We start from the raw sequence: 18,000 nt of genomic DNA on the forward strand, positions 1-18,000 counted from the left end.
AAGCGTAGAGATCACCAAATATGACACTGCAATGGGCTGTTTTGATGATTCTGATCATTGCCACGGGGATCTTGATGGAAACCCAGCAACGGGCCCAAACCGCCTCCGACTTCGCCTCAGTTGATTCACTTGGACGGAACTTTCTTGTTTACCGATCGGCTGCCGCCGGGTTTGCGCAGTCCAATCCTGGCTTCTCTGGAAAGCCTGACGACACTGCACTGAACCTACCGATGTGGTATTTGAAACCGCTCGGTATTGAGGCCTACATCAATGCCGGAACAACCTACACCTTTTACAACGGCACGGCGCCGGCGGGGATGCCATCGACGCTGGTCGATCTGACTCAGTCGACTACCGTTGGTGTAAATCGCGCGGGAGTGCTTGTCTCCCCGAAAGCTGGAGTGACCGGTATCCCTATTCCATCTGCAGTACCTGATGGTGCCGTCACTGCAGTGAACTGACCAAAGCCCAGGTCAACACTGGCTATGTTGCATATCCACCAGCCTAACAACATAATGCACGCAACAACGTTTCCACCCCGTTGGCTACTGGCGGTCATCAGTAGCGCCCGGAGATGCGGTTCGCCTCATCTCCATCCCCAAAGCACGCTGAGCTCCGGGAAGGGCGTGCGGATCTGGTTCAAAGCTTTCCCTGTGTCTCCCTGTTCAAGCCAGACACGCAGCCGTCTAACTCGTGAATTGCGAGTTCAAAGGCACATAGGGCTTTGATGAGGTTCGAAGCACAGTAATCTCAGGGCCACACTGGTGTTGTGGCCCACATTTTTTAAAGCTCACACAAAGGGTAGCCTGATGATCTTGCGAAGGATTATCAGGCTACCCTTTGGTAGCTGCTTTTCCCTGCCGGTGGCCCGCCGGCGAAACGCAGGGCTCCCTTTGTGCGCGGATGCGTGCCTTATGTTTGCTGGCCTCAGCCACGATAATCGGCCAGGTGTAGGAAGTGAGACGTTCAGATCACAGCCCAGGGATCGATGACGCCTTTATCCCACACAGGTGGTATTTTTTCTGAAAGACGCTTAGTACTACATCCGAGAGTGACTGTTGACCCAGCTACTCTCGGTAGCTTCTCCTGCAAAATTCGATCTGCTTTGACCTCACCGAAATATCCCTCCCCGCTTGACACCTCTCAATCCCCCCTCGATTATATGAGCGTGCTTTGCTGACGTCGTCGGCATCATGCCCAGGCAACCAGGATCTTTAAGGTTGCGACACGTCAATCGTGTTGATTCGCCCAAGACCGCTGAGCTTCTGGTAGCGCGGTCGGTCGACAATCGTCGATAGAAGCATCTGATGTTACTCACCTCGCGGGGAATCACTTCCCCACAGGGCCAGTGTTTTCTCCGCATCTCAACCTGCAGGAGAATCACCATGTCCAAACTCACTTATAATTTCGGTTTTGCACTCGGCGTTGTTGCCCGAGAGTTTTTGCGTGCCATGAAGAAGTCGAACATACGTCCAGCAGATCAGCCGCAGGCGAAATCTCACGGGCAGCTTCCACCACCCTGCGTTTCTGACAGCATGGTTCGTGAAATGGATCACTTGCCAGCCATGGTCCGTGCCAAAGGTGTTGATCTGAATCTTTGGTACAAGGCTAATACTCGTGAGGTCGAAAAGCCGGCGCGCAAACGGCGCTTCCCAGGCAAGGCTCAACAGCTGACACCTGCTGCTTGCTAAACCTCTTTCATTCACCCCAGCAGGAAACCTCCCGCTGGGGAGGTTTCTCTGAAACCCTTCACCTGGGGCTTGACAATCAGCAACAGGATTTTTCATGCTGTACCCATGTATAGCTGACGTCGTCAGCAACATGCCCATGTAGTCTGGATCCGAAAGACTACGATGCGGTTTACCGCATTGATCCACTCCCAAGATCGCCATAGCTTCCGGTAGCGCGATCAGTCGACTTTGTCGATGGAAGCACCTTTCCCACCCATGACGGGCCTTTCCCGTCAGGGCAGGCCTCTCAATTTTTTGGAGGTCTGATGAAAACCGAACTGGCTCTCTACCAAGCGCTGATTTCGATCAACGTTCCGGAACAGAAAGCAAATGCAGTTATTGAAGCTTTGGAGACCGACATGCAATCGCTACTCGCAACCAAGGCTGATATTGCCGCTCTTCGAACTGAACTGAAATCTGATATCGCTCAGGTCGAACTCAAACTCACTTTGCGCATGGGCGTCATGATGTCATTTACTGCCGGTGTGATTATCACCGCAGTGAAGTTCATGCTGCACTAAGCAACCCCTTTTGCTCTACCCACCCTCGCGGGGAATACTTTCCCCCAAGGGCGAAGTGTTTCTCCGCTTTCTGCTATTTCGAAATTGGAGAATCACCATGAGCACTACTCAAACCAACGAAACCAAGTTTTTCGACCTGCACACCACTGGTATTGGTTATCTCAACCGTATCCGTGAGGTGAAACCACGCGGCAAGGGCAAGCCATTCATGGCTGTCACTGTTGCTGCATTACGCGGTTCGTCTAACGACACCGAGTACTCCTACATCGACTGCAATGTCGTCGGCGCCGAAGCTGAAAAGCTGATTCGTCGTAGCCAAGCTGCTGTTGATGCAGGAAAGAAGGTCCTTGTGAGCTTCCGTATCGGTGACATCTGGACCGACTGCTTTATCTATGAAAAGGGCGATAAGAAGGGTCAACCTGGAGCCAGCCTCAAAGGACGTCTTCTTTTTATCGGCTGGATCAAGGTCGATGGCGATACTGTCTACCAAGCCAAACCGAAAGACTCTGCTGAGCTCCTGGCAAACCAGGAAGGTAACGCTGATGACAATTCGGAAGATGGTCAACAACAGCCTGACGCGCAAATGCGTCAGTCCGCATGATTGAGAACAAGGCATCCCCCGGGGTGCCTTTCAATTCTGATATTTCGAAGGGAACACCTCCCTTCGGGATGGGTGATTTCCGAACCTAGGAGATCCACCATGATGCACTTCGTCCCACGCCTGGAGCTGCTGATCGAGATCGGTCTACTTGCCGCTCAAGCTCGCGTTTACACTGATTTGGAAAAAAAACTTCCAATCGAAACAGCCCTCGATACACAGGATGGCCCAAGATACCTTGAGTCTCAATTCCTTCGGGATGAAGCGTCGTTCAAGATCAGTATCCTGGCAGAGATAGACGTCCTTACTGGAATCACTCCAAAAGCTAACCCAATGCTTACGGAATTCGGGCTCCTCGATGAGTACTGGAAAGCTCGCAGTCGTGTTGATCTGCATCCAGATCCAGACGATTTCGACGATTGCTAACAACCTAAAACACTGACGGCTTCTGGCACTCACGCCACAACGTCCAAAACACACCCTACGGGAAATCACCTCCCGTACGGGCCAGGTGATTTCTCACCTGGAGTAAACCATGCAAAACACCAATAACCTCGTGTCGTCTGACTTGCTCAAACTCCCGGTCGTTTTAACGCCTCGGGCCTGGCAAGAAGCGGTGCATATTGAAAACCCACAGGATGTATCTGTTATCAGTGAGCGACTAGGCAATGTTGTCCTGGAGGCCTACCGAGAGCTGAATTTGCAACCTGACAGCGATCTGATCCATTTCGGCCTTTATCGGCTGCTGCCCGCCGGCAACAGCACAGATCGAGTTTGGTTGGACCTGAAAATTGACAGAATTGAATCGCCACCTGGCGCTTTCTACCTCTACATCTCACTCAAGGAAGAAACCCATACCTCCTGCCCATAAACCATTCTGAACTCACTGCACCACCCCAAGCCCGACACTGTCGGGCTTTTTTCATTGTGCGAGTAATGCTCGTAGCCTTACACCCATGCAGTGTGGAGCTGCCCATGATCAACATCCCAGGCCAGTTGGCCATCCGCACTATCAGCGGCCGCAATGGCGACTTCAACGTCGGCCGGCTATCCACCTCAATCGGCGAGTTCGTTATCAAAGACGCGCTTCTCGACCAATACGATGAAGGCAAATACAGAGGTGATTTCCTCATCACTGAAATACGCCCCTCGTACTACTCAACCGCCGGCCGGTTAGTGGTTGAGATCCGGGCCAAGCTCGAAAGCATGAGTCTCGACGACGTGGACAACTTGACGGCGGAAGACGCTGCCAAGCTTTCACCCAGCGAGCCAGATCCCATAGATGAAGAATCGTCTTCAACTCAAACAAAGCCAGCGCGACAGCGCAAAACGCTCCCCATCACAACGACTGTAAGCAACTTCGATAAACCGTCATCACCAGAGGATGCCCCCTTTGGGATGCCACTACCCAGCTCGGAAAATGCCACAGAGCTAGACGCGGTACTGTTTGGCACGATCTGGCCACTGGGGCATGCCGTCAAACTTGACACCACCGTTGACCGTCAGCTCTTACGTCAGCAATGCACTCGCCTCGGCGAGCTTGGCTATGTGCTGGACTTCAAGCAACAAACCTGGAATTGCCAATCTCCCAGCTTGCGGGAGCCACACCACCAAGGAAGCACGTTATGAATCCTATTTTCTCAGACATCGGTGAACACATCCTGCTGACCGTCGAAGGCCAACTGACCAACAACGAAGTGTCCGATGATGACGAAATGCACGAGCACTTCACCGAAATCGGACTGACAGAAACGCAAGCGAACGCTGCCCTACAACTGCGCCCCCTGTACCGGGTAAATCTCTGAATGATTGGTCAATCGCCGTTGTTCCAAGGCGACACGACCACAAGCTTCGATCCACACACCCGCTCATTCAAGCGCGATCGTTAAACCACCTACCATTAACCCAGAGGGGCAGCGTCCTGCCCTTCTGGGACCGGGGCTGCCCTCCGATCCGGAGGATGCTCAATGTCCACACCTTCTCTCACACGACTGTATCAGGTTGATGAATGTCCTGATCTGTATGTGGATGCCTGTGCCTGCGACGAGCAGCGTAACTTGGTGTTTCTCTCGGCCTGGGGCCGTGACACGGCACTGCAGGAGTTCTTGGCAAGACTGACCCTCGGCTCTGCTGAAAACGGCCTGGACCAGTTTCATATCGTCGTCGACGGCCGGAGTCTTCCAGTCTTCCCCAACGTCGACATGTTGGAGAAACGAACCACCCGGCAATTTCGCGGGACGTTATTCGGCAGCCTGGTACACCTCTGGCTGTTCGACCGGCGCTGCGCGCAGCCAGACCGGGCCAACCACTTCTCCTACGCCCTTCTACAGGACGGGCAATCGCCTCATCAAAAGCTTCGGCCCCTGGTCATGGATACATGCCCATTACCGCTGCTACCGCATTGGCATAACGAAGTTATGGAAGTGCTCACCCAACACGACATGTTGCAGTCCCTACCGGGATCGTTAGGCGCTATCTCGGCCTGGCGTTTGTCGCTGCAGCTCGACGTACTTGAACCCGCCCTGGGTGATCTGATCCGCCAGGGGCTTCTCTCAACCCACGCTCAGTTTTGAGCCTCGAATCAGGAGCCTCATCATGGCCTTGATGTTCCCACGCTTGGCGCGCAACTTCGCTCGCAATGGCTACTACCCTACCGACGAAACGACTCTGGAACGGACCCTGCAGGCATTGGCCCCCTCTCCCACCGGCAAGATGCGGATCTGCGATCCATGTGCCGGCGAAGGGGTTGCCCTGGCCGAAGCAGCTCATTTTCTTGGGCGAGACCGCACAGATACATTCGCAGTTGAATACGACCAAGAGCGTGCTGAGCACTGCAGGACGCTGCTGGATCGCGTGCTGCACAGCGACCTCATGGACACTATGATCAGCCGCCAGGCCTTTGGCTTGCTCTGGCTTAACCCACCCTACGGCGATCTGGTCGCGGATCACTCTGGCGCTTCGCAGTACCAGGGCAATGGACGCCGGCGTCTGGAGAAGATGTTCTATCAACGGACGCTTCCACTGCTGCAGTACGGCGGCGTGTTGGTGTTCATCGTTCCACACTATGTGCTGGACGACGAACTCTGCAGCTGGCTATGCAATCACTTCACTGAACTGCGGATCTACAACGCCGCTGATCCAACCTTCAAGCAGGTGGTGATATTCGGTATACGAATCCGCCGCCAAGACCTGGCTCGACCGCAAGAAGTCAAATACGTACGCGCACGACTTCAGGCGATCGGCGCCGGGACGTTGAATGCAGAAGTTTTACCTGAGAGTTGGTCTTGGGAGCCCTATAGGGTCCTGTCGTCGACCAGCGAACTGGAGCACTTCTATCGCATCAGCCTCGAACCGGAGCAGCTCAGCTCTGAAGTCAAACAGCTTCGCGGTATGTGGCCAGACTTCACACTGCACTTTGGTCAAACGGGTGTTCAACCACGACCACCAGTACGAGAGCTGTCACGGTGGCACTTGGCATTAGCCCTGGCTGCCGGCGCAATATCAGGCGTCGTTACCTCGAAGTCCGGTCGAGTGCTGGTGCTCAAAGGCGATACTTACAAAGACAAGGTTCGCAAGACCGAGTTTACCGAAGACGAGGACGGCAACGTTTCTGAGGTAAGGATCCTGACCGATCGTTTCGTGCCCATCATTAGGGCATGGGACATGACGCCAGGCTCTGCCAACCAAGGACGCGTTGTCACCATCAGCTCTTCGGCAGATCCGCAACCTGAACCTGACAAACCGATTGCACCGGTAACCTCGAACATCACCTCACACGTGACGTTTGAAGCCGGACGCCTGGTATTGACCCAATCAGTACACCACTTGGTGGAACTTGGCCACCTCGATCCAAGCACCTACTTGCGACGGCATTTCTCCGGCGACTGGGGGGAGCTGCCCCAGGAAGACTGGAGCAGTAACCAGCGAGCCCTGACTACTGGAGAGCGTCTGTTCTCAAGCTACGACATCGACGCCGGGGATGAAACCCGGCTCTGGATCATCACTGAAGCCGACCGAAGCGTAACCACCTTGTTGCTACCATCGGACTACTGATTCTCTACCAGCCTATAAGGCCTTCCCTTAACCAACCCCCAGGGTATTCACCATACCCCCCAGGGGTGTCGTGCATGCCCTGTTTTATCCTTCCAGGAGAAACAACCATGAACGACGTATCACATACCCCACTTTCACCTCTTTCCATCGGACTAACCGAATTCATCGACGAGTTCGGTGATGAGCTGCTGGACTCACTCAACCGATCAAATCCACCTGTTTACGCCGGTCACATCAACCCAGCCCGGCAAAGAGTGATGGATGAACTCAAACGTCAGCCATTCTCCGCTCAGGCCGAAGTGGTACAAGCCGTTGCAGCTTTATTGTTGGATCGTAACGAGCAGGCTGCAGTGATCAACGCGGAAATGGGCACTGGCAAGACCATGATGGCCATCGCTGTAGCCGCCGTCATGCACAAAGCCGGCTATCGCCGCACCCTGATCGTTTCGCCTCCACACCTGGTCTACAAGTGGCGGCGAGAGATTCTCGAAACCATCCCAGACGCACGCGTCTGGGTACTCAACGGACCCGACAGCCTGGTCAAGTTGCTCAAGCTGCGCGACCAACTGAACGAGCCTTACGACGGGCGGCAGGAGTTCTTCATCCTCGGGCGCGTGCGCATGCGGATGGGGTTTCACTGGCGTTCGGTGTGTTGGCCGCGGCGTGCGGGTGGTAACCATCACCTTGCCGGTTGTCCCGACTGCGGACGGCTGCTGGAGGATCAGGAAGGCAACCGGCTAACCGTCGAAGAGTTTCACCAAGAGGAACGCCGTCGTAGCTGCCCTCATTGCCAAGGCCCACTCTGGACGCTGATGCGCCCAGGCAAAACTGAAAGCGGAACGCGCCGAGCAACCATCTTGAAGTCAATGTGCCGTATTCCGACCATTGGCCCAGTGCGCGCTGACAGACTGCTGAACGACTTCGGGGAGGACTTTCTCGCCTCGATGCTGATCGATAACGTCAGCGAGTTCATCAACCTGATGGACGCTCAAGGCAATTTCATCTTCAACGACCGTCAGGCCAAGCGTATGGAACGTGCCATGGCCAACATCGAGTTTGGATTTGGTGAAGGCGGTTACCAACCCACTGAATTCATCAAGCGCTACTTACCTGATGGATATTTCGACCTGCTGGTGGTGGACGAAGGCCATGAGTACAAAAACAGTGGTTCGGCTCAGGGCCAGGCCATGGGCGTATTGGCAGCCAAAGCACGCAAGTGTGTTTTGCTGACCGGTACGCTTATGGGCGGTTATGCCGACGACTTGTTTTATCTGTTATTTCGGATCCTTACCCGCCGCATGATCGAGGACGGTTATCGACCAAACGCACGCGGCAGCATGGCCCCTGCGGCCATGTCGTTCATGCGGGATCACGGCGTATTGAAGGATATCTACACCGAGCGAGATAACGAGTCACACAAAACCGCCAAGGGTAAAAAACTCTCGGTGCGAACGGTGAAGGCCCCAGGCTTCGGTCCAAAAGGCATCCACCGGTTCGTACTGCCGTTTACCGTGTTCCTGAAACTCAAAGATATCGGTGGGAACGTGTTGCCGGCGTACCAAGAGGAGTTCATCGACAGAGCCATGTCTGCAGAACAGGCTTCAGCCTATCAGCAGTTGGCAGGAAAACTGACCCAGGAGCTTCGCCAGGCACTGGCACGCCGAGATACGACCCTTCTGGGGGTTGTACTCAACGTATTGCTGGCCTGGCCAGACTGCTGTTTCCGGCCGGAGATTGTCAAACACCCACGCAGCAAGGACACGCTGGCTTTTGTGCCGTCGATCTTTGCAGATGAGCAACGTATGCCCAAGGAACAGGCACTGCTCGACCTCTGCCTCACGGAAAAAGCCAAAGGCCGCAAAGTCTTGGTCTACACCGTGTACAGCGGCACTCGTGACACTACTTCACGTCTCAAACGGTTGCTGGAACAGGCCGGTTTGAAGGTGGCGGTGTTAAGGGCGTCAGTCGATACCGCCAGGCGCGAGGATTGGATTCTCGACCAGGTAGATCGTGGGATCGATGTGCTGATCACCAACCCGGAGCTGGTTAAGACCGGTCTGGATCTGCTCGACTTTCCGACCATCGCGTTCCTGCAGACGGGGTACAACGTGTACACCCTTCAACAGGCAGCTCGGCGGTCTTGGCGGATTGGGCAGAAGCAATCCGTGCGGGTGATTTTCTTTGGCTATGCCAACAGCTCTCAGATCACCTGTCTGCAGCTGATGGCCAAAAAGATCGCCGTGGCGCAAAGCACGTCGGGAGATGTTCCTGATTCGGGCCTTGATTCGTTAAACCAGGATGGGGACTCGGTTGAAATGGCACTCGCAAGACAATTGATTGCTGCATGACTGCATGGCCACCTTCGGGTGGCCATTTTTTGTACACAGGTAATCATGTGCGTAATTGGATGGACTTGACCACCCATTTGCATTCGACTTGACCAGTTGTTTGAAGCGGATTTGACCAGCGCACGGAGTGAGCTCTGGCCGGCGGGAGTCGACCATTAGCTGCCGGTTGCGAGAGGTATAACACGGTCAGTAGCAGCCCCCTGCTGCCGAGAGCTCCTCGGCATTAGTGACGACGTGGCCGGCTCCCAGGCTCGTCTACGACATCGCCGACGTCCCCGTCGAGCTCGATCCGTGCATCAGGCTCATCATCACCAGCCATTCCCACAAACCTCGCATCGAATGGCACGATAACCGTCTCTACATAAACCCGGCAGCGCCGGCCCTCGGCGCTTCAAGTTGCCGGTCACGCTGGCGATCCTCGAGATACACCCCGACCGCATCGAACCGTGCCTGATTTCCCTGCTGGATCTCCCAGCCTGAAACCGCTACCGTTCCCCAATCCAGCACAGGGAACCCACGCGCCATGTCCATCGCCGACAACCTACTCGCTTTCACCTTCGCTGCCACGCTGCTGACTCTGACACCCGGCCTCGACACCGCGCTGGTGCTCCGCACCGCCACCGTTGAAGGCAAGCAGCAGGCCTTACGTGCAGCGTTGGGGATCAACGCCGGTTGCCTGTTATGGGGCGCGGCGGTGGCATTTGGGTTGGGGGCATTGATCGCGGTGTCGGAGCTGGCCTACAACCTGTTGAAGTATTGCGGCGCGGCGTATCTGGCGTGGCTGGGGTTGAACATGCTGCTGCGCCCTCGCCGTTCGCTGGCACCGACCGAGGCCGACGGCAAGCCAGGGACGAACTGGTTCTTCAAGGGCATGCTGGGGAATGTGCTGAATCCGAAGATCGGGATTTTCTACGTGTCGTTTCTGCCGCAGTTCATTCCGCAAGGCCAACCTCTGGTGCCGTGGACGTTCGGGCTGGTGAGCATTCACGTGGTGCTCGGGCTGATCTGGTCACTGGTGTTGATTGGCGCGACGCAGCCATTGTCCGGTTTTCTGCGCCGGGAAAAGGTGATTCGCTGGATGGATCGCACCACCGGAATGATTTTCGTGTTGTTCGCCGCGCGGTTATCGTTCAGCAAGCGCTGAAGACCTGAAGGATCACTATCAATCCATGAAGATCTGTTCCCGACGTTCTGGTCACGAGACTTCGGCATCGATTACAGCGCCCCGATTCTTGACTTGAACGACCTCGTGCCAAGTGTCGATCAGCGCATACTGGCCCGATTTGGCCGATAGCGAGCTTAGCGTAAACGTCCGCTATTGGCCGCCAAAGCAGCTATTGGCTGGATCCGATGATGGACTGGGCGGCCCGCGCCCCAGCCAGCAAGGCTTTGCTCTCAAACATGCAATGCTTTGTAGCAATTTCTAAGCATCCATCACTACCGTGCACATAGGGGATGCCGGTGAATGCTGTTTTTTTCGAAATGAGTCGACGCTATTGCTGAGGATTATTCGTTATCGGCGTGCCGGTAAGGATCGACGAGAATCAACTCGGTCTGGAAGCAGCCTTGATGGAGCTAATGCATCATGATGAACAGCAAGATTTCACCTAAGTCGGAGACGACGCTTGGAATGCCCAGCGGGGCGATTGGCGAAGACGCTGGGCACATCAAGCAGGGGTTGGCCAAGCTGAAGGGAAATAAGGGAAAAATGATCATCACATGCCATGTCGCGCCACTCCGCTGATTTCAAAATTGTGGCTTAATCGTTCCCCTCTCTGTCGAACCGAGCGTATAACGGCACGAATACAGATACGGGAAAGCTTGACAGATGACCCGCGCCGGCCCTCTTGGCGCGGGCTTTGTTCTGAGAGCTTTAGGGGGATCCCTCGGACGTACTGTTCATCGATGAAAAGCTAGCGTCACCCCATCTGTCCTCTCATAGATTGCCTAAACCCATCAAAACGATCATGCGCCTCGCCCCCCTGGAGATTCTGACGAGAGTAGAAGACCGTGTGTGTACACACGTTGAGATCCAAGCCGCTCTCTGCTATATCCGCGAAGCAAGAAATCTGAAGCACGACACCATCAAGGCTTCCGTCCACCAGCAGACGATTGAACCGCTCTGTGTTATGGGCATAAAACTCACTGAGTTCTGCGTCCAAAATCGCCTTAACTTCTTTGGCCTGCTCCACCTTCAACGGCTGTATCAGCTTGCTTTGCCGCTCTAAATTGAACGCTACACAGCCGTGACCGAGCTTTTTGACCTGGCTGGTGCCTGAGCGCAATTGCCCTTTGAAGTTAGCTAATGAGTTGATGCACTTACACGCGACAAAATAGTCGCCGAATGGAGCGCTTACGATAATGTCAGGCTCTCCCAATCTTGCCGTCAGTCCTCTATGCCTGACGTATTGCAAGAATTCCAGTTCAAAAACAGCATCTTGTCCTAGCGAATGTTCAGTAGAGCAAAAGTCGAGATTGCTCGATGCAATACGATTTAGCGGCTCTTTAATTTCCGGCTCGTCGCTGCAGGCGACTATGGCAAGCAAGACTCGCTGTGCGCGACACACCTCCAGCTTATCTGCACTTGAGTAGACTCCTTGACCCGCTAAAGCACAGCGATCAAGCATCTTTTGAAGGTCCGAATCTGGATCAATGTCGATGTTGTGCTTCGCGAAAAGCGGCAGGACTTTGGCCGGCAACTGGGAAATTTGTTCATATGTATTGACGATCTCAGGACTCACGGAACCTCCTTGGTTTTTCCGTAGGAATTAAGAGCTTTAGTTTGCCTTTCGAATTAACTAAATGCCACTACATTATGAGAGCCTCATCGAACACTCGGTTTTGGGACACACAACAGCCTCAGAGGAGGACTCTTCTGTCCTTCAGGCATGATACCAGCGCTCCGAGAATGTCAGCTCTGGGTCGCTAGCTACCTCGAGACGACAGCTACCCCCCCTAAATGCTCTTCGCAGAAAGCAGAAACCTTTCAGTAGCGACATTTCGATATCGTCGGTTAGAGCGAACTGTTGGTTTTTATTCCCACGCCCTATGAATCTCATGACCCGATTCCAGCTCATTAATGTAGTCGACAATACAGACACCAAATTGGGCAGGGTTAAGTAAAACTTCCCACTCCTTACCTCTGTTTTCACCTTTAAGGCGAACTTCTCCACTGAACCAAAAACCTGCGAGATCCTCTGACCAGTATGCAAACTCTTCCGTCTGCCCATATGCGTTTCGCATTACGAATGCCACTGATGTCGCGTGGATAATCTTATTGCATGTCTCCCGGATCGAGAGGTGGACTTGGCTGCTCGTCAGATACGCCGATGGGTGCTCTCCCGAGACGTTAGCGTCAACCTTTGCCATCTCCCCCGGATCAAAAATTAGCTTGCTCAGCGAATCCTGGAGAATTCTTATCTTGGTAGCAGTTACGACCAACAGCTCGCTGATTGTAGTTTGCAAACGGTAAACGTAGTGCGGCTTTGTAGCTCCAAATGCGCCATGGTCATCGCTATCGACGAAATGGCTCTGAGCTTCTTTGGCACCGGCGCTCCAAGCGACGAGTTGAAAAGCATTTTCAGTAATAAGTGCAGTGCTTAGTGAGTGAGGTCGCATAACGATCCTGAAAGCCTAAAGTTCGAGTACAGCCGCTGCCAGAGGCAGGCCGCTAGAATAAATAGTTAAAAGTATGCGTTGCATGACTCAATTCCATACGGTAATGACTAGAAAATGCGCAGTGTTCACAGCCAGCCGCGCTTCAGAAGCAGCCGACTGCACGTGATTCAGATTTTAAGCATGAGTGGAGCTGATTTGCACAAGGTATGCCCCAACTCCATCAACTATCGATGCAAATCTGCAAACCGACATGAATAGATCACAAAGGTGTTAATAGCATGTCGATGGTCCGCTTTTGGCCGATATCCGCCGTTCGTGGCGGGCAGCTATCGGCCAATAGTGGCCCTTTAGGCGGCACGTCCAACCTGCCGCCGCCTCATCCGCCACATTGCGCTTGGCTAAGGATGAGGTATCAGGTATGTCTGCTCCATCCGCCACCTAATGGAGCTCCAGATGAACAAAATCGACAACGAGCTGATCGACCCAATCATTGAACCAGATGGCGAAAAAGCTCACCGCGTCGCCAGAATCATGATTGGCGCAGTGCCCGTCCTAGGCGGTGCTGGGGTTGAAATTTTCAATTCAATCATCGACACGCCAATGAATGAGCGAAGGATTCAGTGGATGAATCAGGTCGGCAACGCGTTGAACGATCTGATCGAGAAGAGTGTGCTAACCGAGCAAGGCTTGCAGCACAACGAAACATTCATCACCACCGTGTCCCAAGCATCGATGTTGGCAATACGAAGTCATCAGCAAGAAAAGCTGGAGGCGCTCCGCAACGCAGTGCTGAACGTCGCAATCGGCCATGGCCCAGAAGAGGATCTGAGACAGCTGTTCCTCAATTTTATCGATGTCTGCACGGTGACCCACATTCGCCTACTCAGCCTTATGAACGGCCCTGAAGAATGGAGTCAGAAGCATGGAGTAGAGTTTCCGAGTAGCTGGAGCATGGGCGGCATAGCGCAAGCCATTGAGCATGCATTTCCGGATCTCCGAGGCAAAGAGCGGATCTACAAAGTCATCTGGGGAGACCTTTATCAGCGCGGCCTTATCAACACAGATGGCCTTGGCACAACCATGTCGCGCCAAGGCATTCTGGCCCGCAGGACCACGGAGTTAGGGGCGAAGCTCATCGACTTCTTGAGCGAGCCTGTGGAGCTGGAGTGAGCTTCTAGTTCTAGGGGAACCGGACTCATTGAGGAACCCGCGCCAGTAGCACGAGCGGCAGTCCGAATGGCGGGCCTAAGACAGGCTGCTTCGAGAAGATTGCCAGTTTTCCCTCTAGGTAAGTAGCGTCAAATTGCGGTAATTTAGATTCCTACAAATCTAGACCGGTTCTTATTTTCCATCGGCTGATAGATACACTAAAAAGGAGCTGTTGATGTCGCTTTTACGCCAGATTCAGGACGCGGCCATCGATTCAAAAGCAGATGTTGCTTCGCTGCTGCGGCGTTGCAAAGTTCTTGCGGCTAGACTTAGTAGTAGTGAGTTTAAAGAGTGGGTGGAGAATGAGTTATCTGGTTACGATTCCACGGAAGAACTTCCCGACTATCGCGTTGTTGAAGTTAACTCTAAGGGGCATTTTTCCGGAGCTTTCGGCTCTGGGCTTCGGAACGCTGACATACCCATATTTAGTATTCCAGAACAGTTGAGAGAGGGTCTAGAGCGCTCTTACTTCACGATGCCAGTTGCTGCCATGGAGTCCCTTATTCAGAATAGCAGCGAAGGGACCCTGCAAGAGGCATGGAATCCAAATTTAGTGGCGGTGGTCGGAAGTAATATATATCAAAACATGAACTGCATGCAGGCTTGGAAAGTAATCCCAGCTGCGTCATTAGTTGCCGCGCTTGATGCTGTGCGAACGCGAGTCCTCAATTTTGTTCTTGAGATTGAAGCTACCGACCCAACTGCTGGAGAGGCACAATTGAATTCAAATCCTATTCCACAGGAAAAGATCCATCAAATCTTCAATACATATGTAACAGGAAACATTCAGAACCTAGCGACCGGTAACGCTGGAGATGTCTCGCAGGAAGCCACTTCCTCGGAGGTAAGTGGAGTTGGAACCTTAAACGATTTACTTGCTGCTATACGACAGTTAGATATTCCTTCCGAGGTCAGACCTGGATTAGAAAGTAGCATCAATGGAATGCGCTCTACCCTTGGAGAGCGAGGTTTCAAGGATCATTACCATAAGTTTATGGGATCGCTTGCTGATCATATGCAAGTACTTGGTCCAGTTGTTGCTCCTTTTTTACCCGCCTTGTCGGCATTACTACCTTGAAAGTCGAAGGGGAGGCAAATTTATTTTCCTTTCCAATCCGGGCTTCATGCGATTGGCGACCTTATGAATAATCTTGTTAAAGAGAAGTCGTTTGAGTGGCCGCTTTTGGCCGATTCTGTTGAAAAGTAGATATCCTTCTTGGTCTACGGCAGAATCAGGTCATCGGCCAGCGGGAGGACTCGCAGCATAATGGGGCAATTGTCGAGCGGACAAGAGATACTGTTTTACTCGTTCAACATTGAAGATCACATCCCGGCCAATCAAATTGCGCGCAGCATTGATCGAAGCCTCGATCTCAGCGATTTGCGCGGTTGATCGATCGTAATTGGCCGTTTTGTGCATCAATTGAAGGGCTGCTACGGATTGATTTCAGCCCTTTGTCACTGGCTGCAAACGAACAAGAGTCGTCGGAAGGGCGATGAGTTAAATAAATTATAAAAAACTTCCAAGTCAAATATCACAGGGCTCGGACGACTGGATGCTTTCAGATGAATAACTCCACTCCTTCTGCCGAAAATCAAACAGCACGAGCAAACTCTCTTCGGTAATAATCATCGGCCGCCGGTGAGATGTATGAGCCGGGATTTTCGGAAAAAAGACTTAGAGCTATATTAACTAGGATTGTATTATTCTTCAGAGTACTACTAGTTGATGTCGTGTAAACATATGATAGTAAAAACAGGGATACGCATTCTAAAAGATGCCCCTGAATAATGTTCTCCTGCTTAGCTTGTAGTGCAGCGCGGTGCACTTCCCTCATAACTTGGCACATATTGGGCAGATTGTTGGCAAGCCGCCTGTACTCAGATAAAGATATCGGAAACATTGATGATGCGTCAATATTCAAGCCTTTCGAATTTTTCTTGCCAGTAAATATAGACGCACCGTTAATGTGGGCGGCGGCATTAAGCGCGCTTAGTTTGGATAATCTCCGCAAGACGCGTCGTAATTTTGTTGATGCAAGAGCAATTGCACTCGCATCCGAAGCGGTAGAAATGTTCAAGGTATGCAGAAGCAATGGTTCGGTCCAGAAGTCGTTCTCCCAACTGTAACCATAAGTCAGGATCAATTTAGGTTTAACCAAAGGACTTAGTAGCAGGCCATCATAGTCTCTATCCACTATAACGAGCGAGTTTGGTATCGATGACTGGATGATTTTCTCATGATAACCAAGTGCGCTTTTTCGATTTCCTGTGAGTTTTACCTTTACCTTTTTTCCTGACAAATACTGTGAGCACAAAGCATTATAAAATTTTGTATCTGGCCTAGTTGGGTCTTCGATTGGAAGCTGCGTCAGCAATCTTCCCTCGACGTAAAGAGTTATTTCCGCGCCAAAGAATAGGCCGAAATTTTTTAGACCACTTCGAGTTCGAGTAAATTTCATGCCAAAATCTCTTCCATGTCTATGATTTTATCGTCGTGTATACCTACAACGTCAGGCGAATGCGTAGCGAAAATAATCTGTGCATTATGATTTAACTGGGAAATTGCCGAGGTAAGCTGCTCTTGCCAGTACACGTGCAGAGATAACTCCGGCTCGTCTGCAATATATATTGATGGTGCTGATTGTTGTAATAGCGCCTCGCCTAAAATAATCAATAATTGCTTCTCGCCTGACGAAAGCTCTTCTAGAAGAATATCTTTTCGCTTAGCTTGCTTGCCATGTCCAAGCCTCATTTCAGTGCTAAAAGTGATCTCATTTTTTTCTGACAGCGCAATTTTTTTTCGGCCTTCCAAAAGCGCATTTATAATCTCAAGAAATGAGTCTCTCGGCTTGAATATCTCTGTTTTTTTACCCTGGAGCTCTTCATAGTCAGCAACTAGTGAGTGTGCTCGCCAAGCATTATATAGAGTTGCGAAATCGTCCACTGCGATAGCTTGGCTATTCTCGCGTGTCGATCCAATTGCCTTGGTCAACTTTTCAAAATGAACTTTTAATTTTTGATTGTATTGTCTGGGCTCCACGCCTAATACCTGAAAAATTTCACCTAGCGTCCCCTTTTCCTGCTCAAGATCGAGTTTTTTAGCGAAGCTGAATACTGATTCGAAACGCTCGGGGGTCAATACAGAAAGGAAGCTTTTCCGCTGAAATTCCAAAGTATGATCGGCGTATTTTTTTGTGAGGGTGGAAAAATATCGAACCAGACTATTATTTAAATCCCGGAGCTTCTGATCAATTGCTGGTACAAACTTGCGCTCATCTTGTGAGCGCCCGTCATCACTGTAACGATGCACCGACAACCAAGAGACCTTAATTAGGGAATTAAGGCTTTCGCGAATATCAGCAAACCGCTCCCGAAAAATCCGTTCTCTCATCATGCGGGATGGAGCGCCGCGGTAAAAACGCTCTTGCTCTAGTGCGTCCAAGTCGTAGATTACCGGTGTATCTTTAGATGACTCCCTTAATGCATAATTAATGTCGCAATAAGGCATACCCTCTTTTTGTTTTTTATTTACCTCCACAGATGGATTTTTTCGTTTGCCCGGCTCTTTAAAAACTATAGTTACTTTTTCAAAATCTATCCTGTCGAGCCGTTCAAAGTCAACGGTTAGGACGGCAGCCAAAAGATTAATAACGGTGGTTTTCCCTGTGCCGTTACGGCCAATTATAAAATTAAATTGGTCATCCAAGTTGGCACTAATAGTCGGGGCGTGCCCCCATAACTTTTCAATTGTAAAAGATTTAATCAGATGCACCATTCACTCCTTCGATTGGCTGAAATTCAGCGCCTGCAAAATGACATCATGGCAAAAAGCTTGGAGATTGTCGCGTCTGGAAACGATCCTTGGCATTCCTGCTTTCAACGGTTTACGTATTTGCGAGCCCCGGCATGGACGCTTGAGT

The 18,000-nt window shown here is 52.0% G+C and carries 19 protein-coding genes and 1 pseudogene; 16 read left to right on the top strand and 4 right to left on the bottom strand.

What is annotated here, in order from left to right:
* Positions 1-20 precede the first annotated feature (20 nt).
* The 14 genes and pseudogenes from pilM (at position 21) to HX805_RS11880 (ending at position 10,994) form a co-directional block, all read left to right on the top strand.
* Complete coding sequence (pilM, locus tag HX805_RS11820) at positions 21-461, top strand: type IV pilus biogenesis protein PilM (RefSeq protein WP_137205880.1); 441 nt, start codon at positions 21-23, stop codon at positions 459-461.
* A 924-nt stretch (positions 462-1,385) separates the two neighbouring features.
* A complete protein-coding gene (locus HX805_RS11825; RefSeq protein ID WP_137205881.1) occupies positions 1,386-1,691 on the top strand; it encodes a hypothetical protein in 306 nt (101 codons plus the stop codon).
* 305 nt (positions 1,692-1,996) lie between these two features.
* The gene (locus tag HX805_RS11830) at positions 1,997-2,251 is read left to right on the top strand and encodes a hypothetical protein (protein ID WP_020302989.1); all 255 of its coding nucleotides are present in this window, start codon (positions 1,997-1,999) and stop codon (positions 2,249-2,251) included.
* 97 nt (positions 2,252-2,348) lie between these two features.
* Complete coding sequence (locus tag HX805_RS11835; RefSeq protein WP_137205882.1) at positions 2,349-2,852, top strand: STY4534 family ICE replication protein; 504 nt, start codon at positions 2,349-2,351, stop codon at positions 2,850-2,852.
* Positions 2,853-2,951: 99 nt separating this feature from the next.
* Complete coding sequence (locus HX805_RS11840; RefSeq protein ID WP_137205883.1) at positions 2,952-3,275, top strand: hypothetical protein; 324 nt, start codon at positions 2,952-2,954, stop codon at positions 3,273-3,275.
* A gap of 109 nt (positions 3,276-3,384) precedes the next feature.
* On the top strand, positions 3,385-3,720 hold the full coding sequence (locus HX805_RS11845; RefSeq protein WP_137205884.1) for a hypothetical protein: 336 nt from the start codon (positions 3,385-3,387) through the stop codon (positions 3,718-3,720).
* A gap of 104 nt (positions 3,721-3,824) precedes the next feature.
* Positions 3,825-4,478 carry a DUF3275 family protein gene (locus HX805_RS11850; protein ID WP_137205885.1) on the top strand — a complete coding sequence of 218 codons (654 nt, stop codon included), beginning with the start codon at positions 3,825-3,827 and terminating at the stop codon, positions 4,476-4,478.
* The gene (locus HX805_RS11855; protein ID WP_137205886.1) at positions 4,475-4,654 is read left to right on the top strand and encodes a hypothetical protein; all 180 of its coding nucleotides are present in this window, start codon (positions 4,475-4,477) and stop codon (positions 4,652-4,654) included. Before HX805_RS11850 ends, HX805_RS11855 begins: the two co-directional genes overlap by 4 nt.
* Positions 4,655-4,816: 162 nt before the next feature.
* Positions 4,817-5,422 carry a hypothetical protein gene (locus tag HX805_RS11860; protein WP_137205887.1) on the top strand — a complete coding sequence of 202 codons (606 nt, stop codon included), beginning with the start codon at positions 4,817-4,819 and terminating at the stop codon, positions 5,420-5,422.
* Between the two features lie 22 nt (positions 5,423-5,444).
* Positions 5,445-6,902: a DUF6094 domain-containing protein gene (locus tag HX805_RS11865; RefSeq protein WP_137205888.1), complete on the top strand. Its 1,458-nt coding sequence runs from the start codon at positions 5,445-5,447 to the stop codon at positions 6,900-6,902.
* A 107-nt stretch (positions 6,903-7,009) separates the two neighbouring features.
* Positions 7,010-9,250, top strand: coding sequence for a DEAD/DEAH box helicase (locus tag HX805_RS11870; RefSeq protein ID WP_137205889.1), 2,241 nt, complete (start codon positions 7,010-7,012; stop codon positions 9,248-9,250).
* Between the two features lie 250 nt (positions 9,251-9,500).
* Positions 9,501-9,730, top strand: a pseudogene (locus HX805_RS32330) (metallophosphoesterase family protein); the annotation flags it as partial.
* A gap of 43 nt (positions 9,731-9,773) precedes the next feature.
* Positions 9,774-10,394: a LysE family translocator gene (locus HX805_RS11875; RefSeq protein ID WP_137205890.1), complete on the top strand. Its 621-nt coding sequence runs from the start codon at positions 9,774-9,776 to the stop codon at positions 10,392-10,394.
* Between the two features lie 441 nt (positions 10,395-10,835).
* Complete coding sequence (locus HX805_RS11880; protein WP_244657471.1) at positions 10,836-10,994, top strand: hypothetical protein; 159 nt, start codon at positions 10,836-10,838, stop codon at positions 10,992-10,994.
* A gap of 175 nt (positions 10,995-11,169) precedes the next feature.
* Here the strand turns inward: HX805_RS11880 and HX805_RS11885 are convergent, their stop codons facing one another.
* Entirely contained in the window at positions 11,170-11,991 is an 822-nt protein-coding gene (locus HX805_RS11885; RefSeq protein WP_137205891.1) for a hypothetical protein, read from the bottom strand.
* A gap of 292 nt (positions 11,992-12,283) precedes the next feature.
* Positions 12,284-12,868, bottom strand: coding sequence for a hypothetical protein (locus tag HX805_RS11890; protein WP_137205892.1), 585 nt, complete (start codon positions 12,866-12,868; stop codon positions 12,284-12,286).
* A 453-nt stretch (positions 12,869-13,321) separates the two neighbouring features.
* Here HX805_RS11890 and HX805_RS11895 point away from each other — a divergent pair, with 453 nt between their 5' ends.
* Positions 13,322-14,038, top strand: a complete 717-nt coding sequence (locus HX805_RS11895) for a hypothetical protein (protein ID WP_137205893.1) — start codon at positions 13,322-13,324, stop codon at positions 14,036-14,038.
* Between the two features lie 214 nt (positions 14,039-14,252).
* Entirely contained in the window at positions 14,253-15,155 is a 903-nt protein-coding gene (locus HX805_RS11900; protein ID WP_137205894.1) for a hypothetical protein, read from the top strand.
* A 517-nt stretch (positions 15,156-15,672) separates the two neighbouring features.
* Here HX805_RS11900 and HX805_RS11905 read toward each other — a convergent pair.
* Both HX805_RS11905 and HX805_RS11910 read right to left on the bottom strand, forming a co-directional pair.
* Positions 15,673-16,539 carry a DUF4435 domain-containing protein gene (locus tag HX805_RS11905; protein ID WP_177116880.1) on the bottom strand — a complete coding sequence of 289 codons (867 nt, stop codon included), beginning with the start codon at positions 16,537-16,539 and terminating at the stop codon, positions 15,673-15,675.
* On the bottom strand, positions 16,536-17,852 hold the full coding sequence (locus HX805_RS11910) for an AAA family ATPase (protein WP_137205897.1): 1,317 nt from the start codon (positions 17,850-17,852) through the stop codon (positions 16,536-16,538). Before HX805_RS11910 ends, HX805_RS11905 begins: the two co-directional genes overlap by 4 nt.
* Positions 17,853-18,000 lie beyond the last annotated feature (148 nt).

Origin of the sequence: Pseudomonas sp. G5001 (assembly GCF_013385475.1) — a bacterium.
GTDB lineage: Bacteria > Pseudomonadota > Gammaproteobacteria > Pseudomonadales > Pseudomonadaceae > Aquipseudomonas.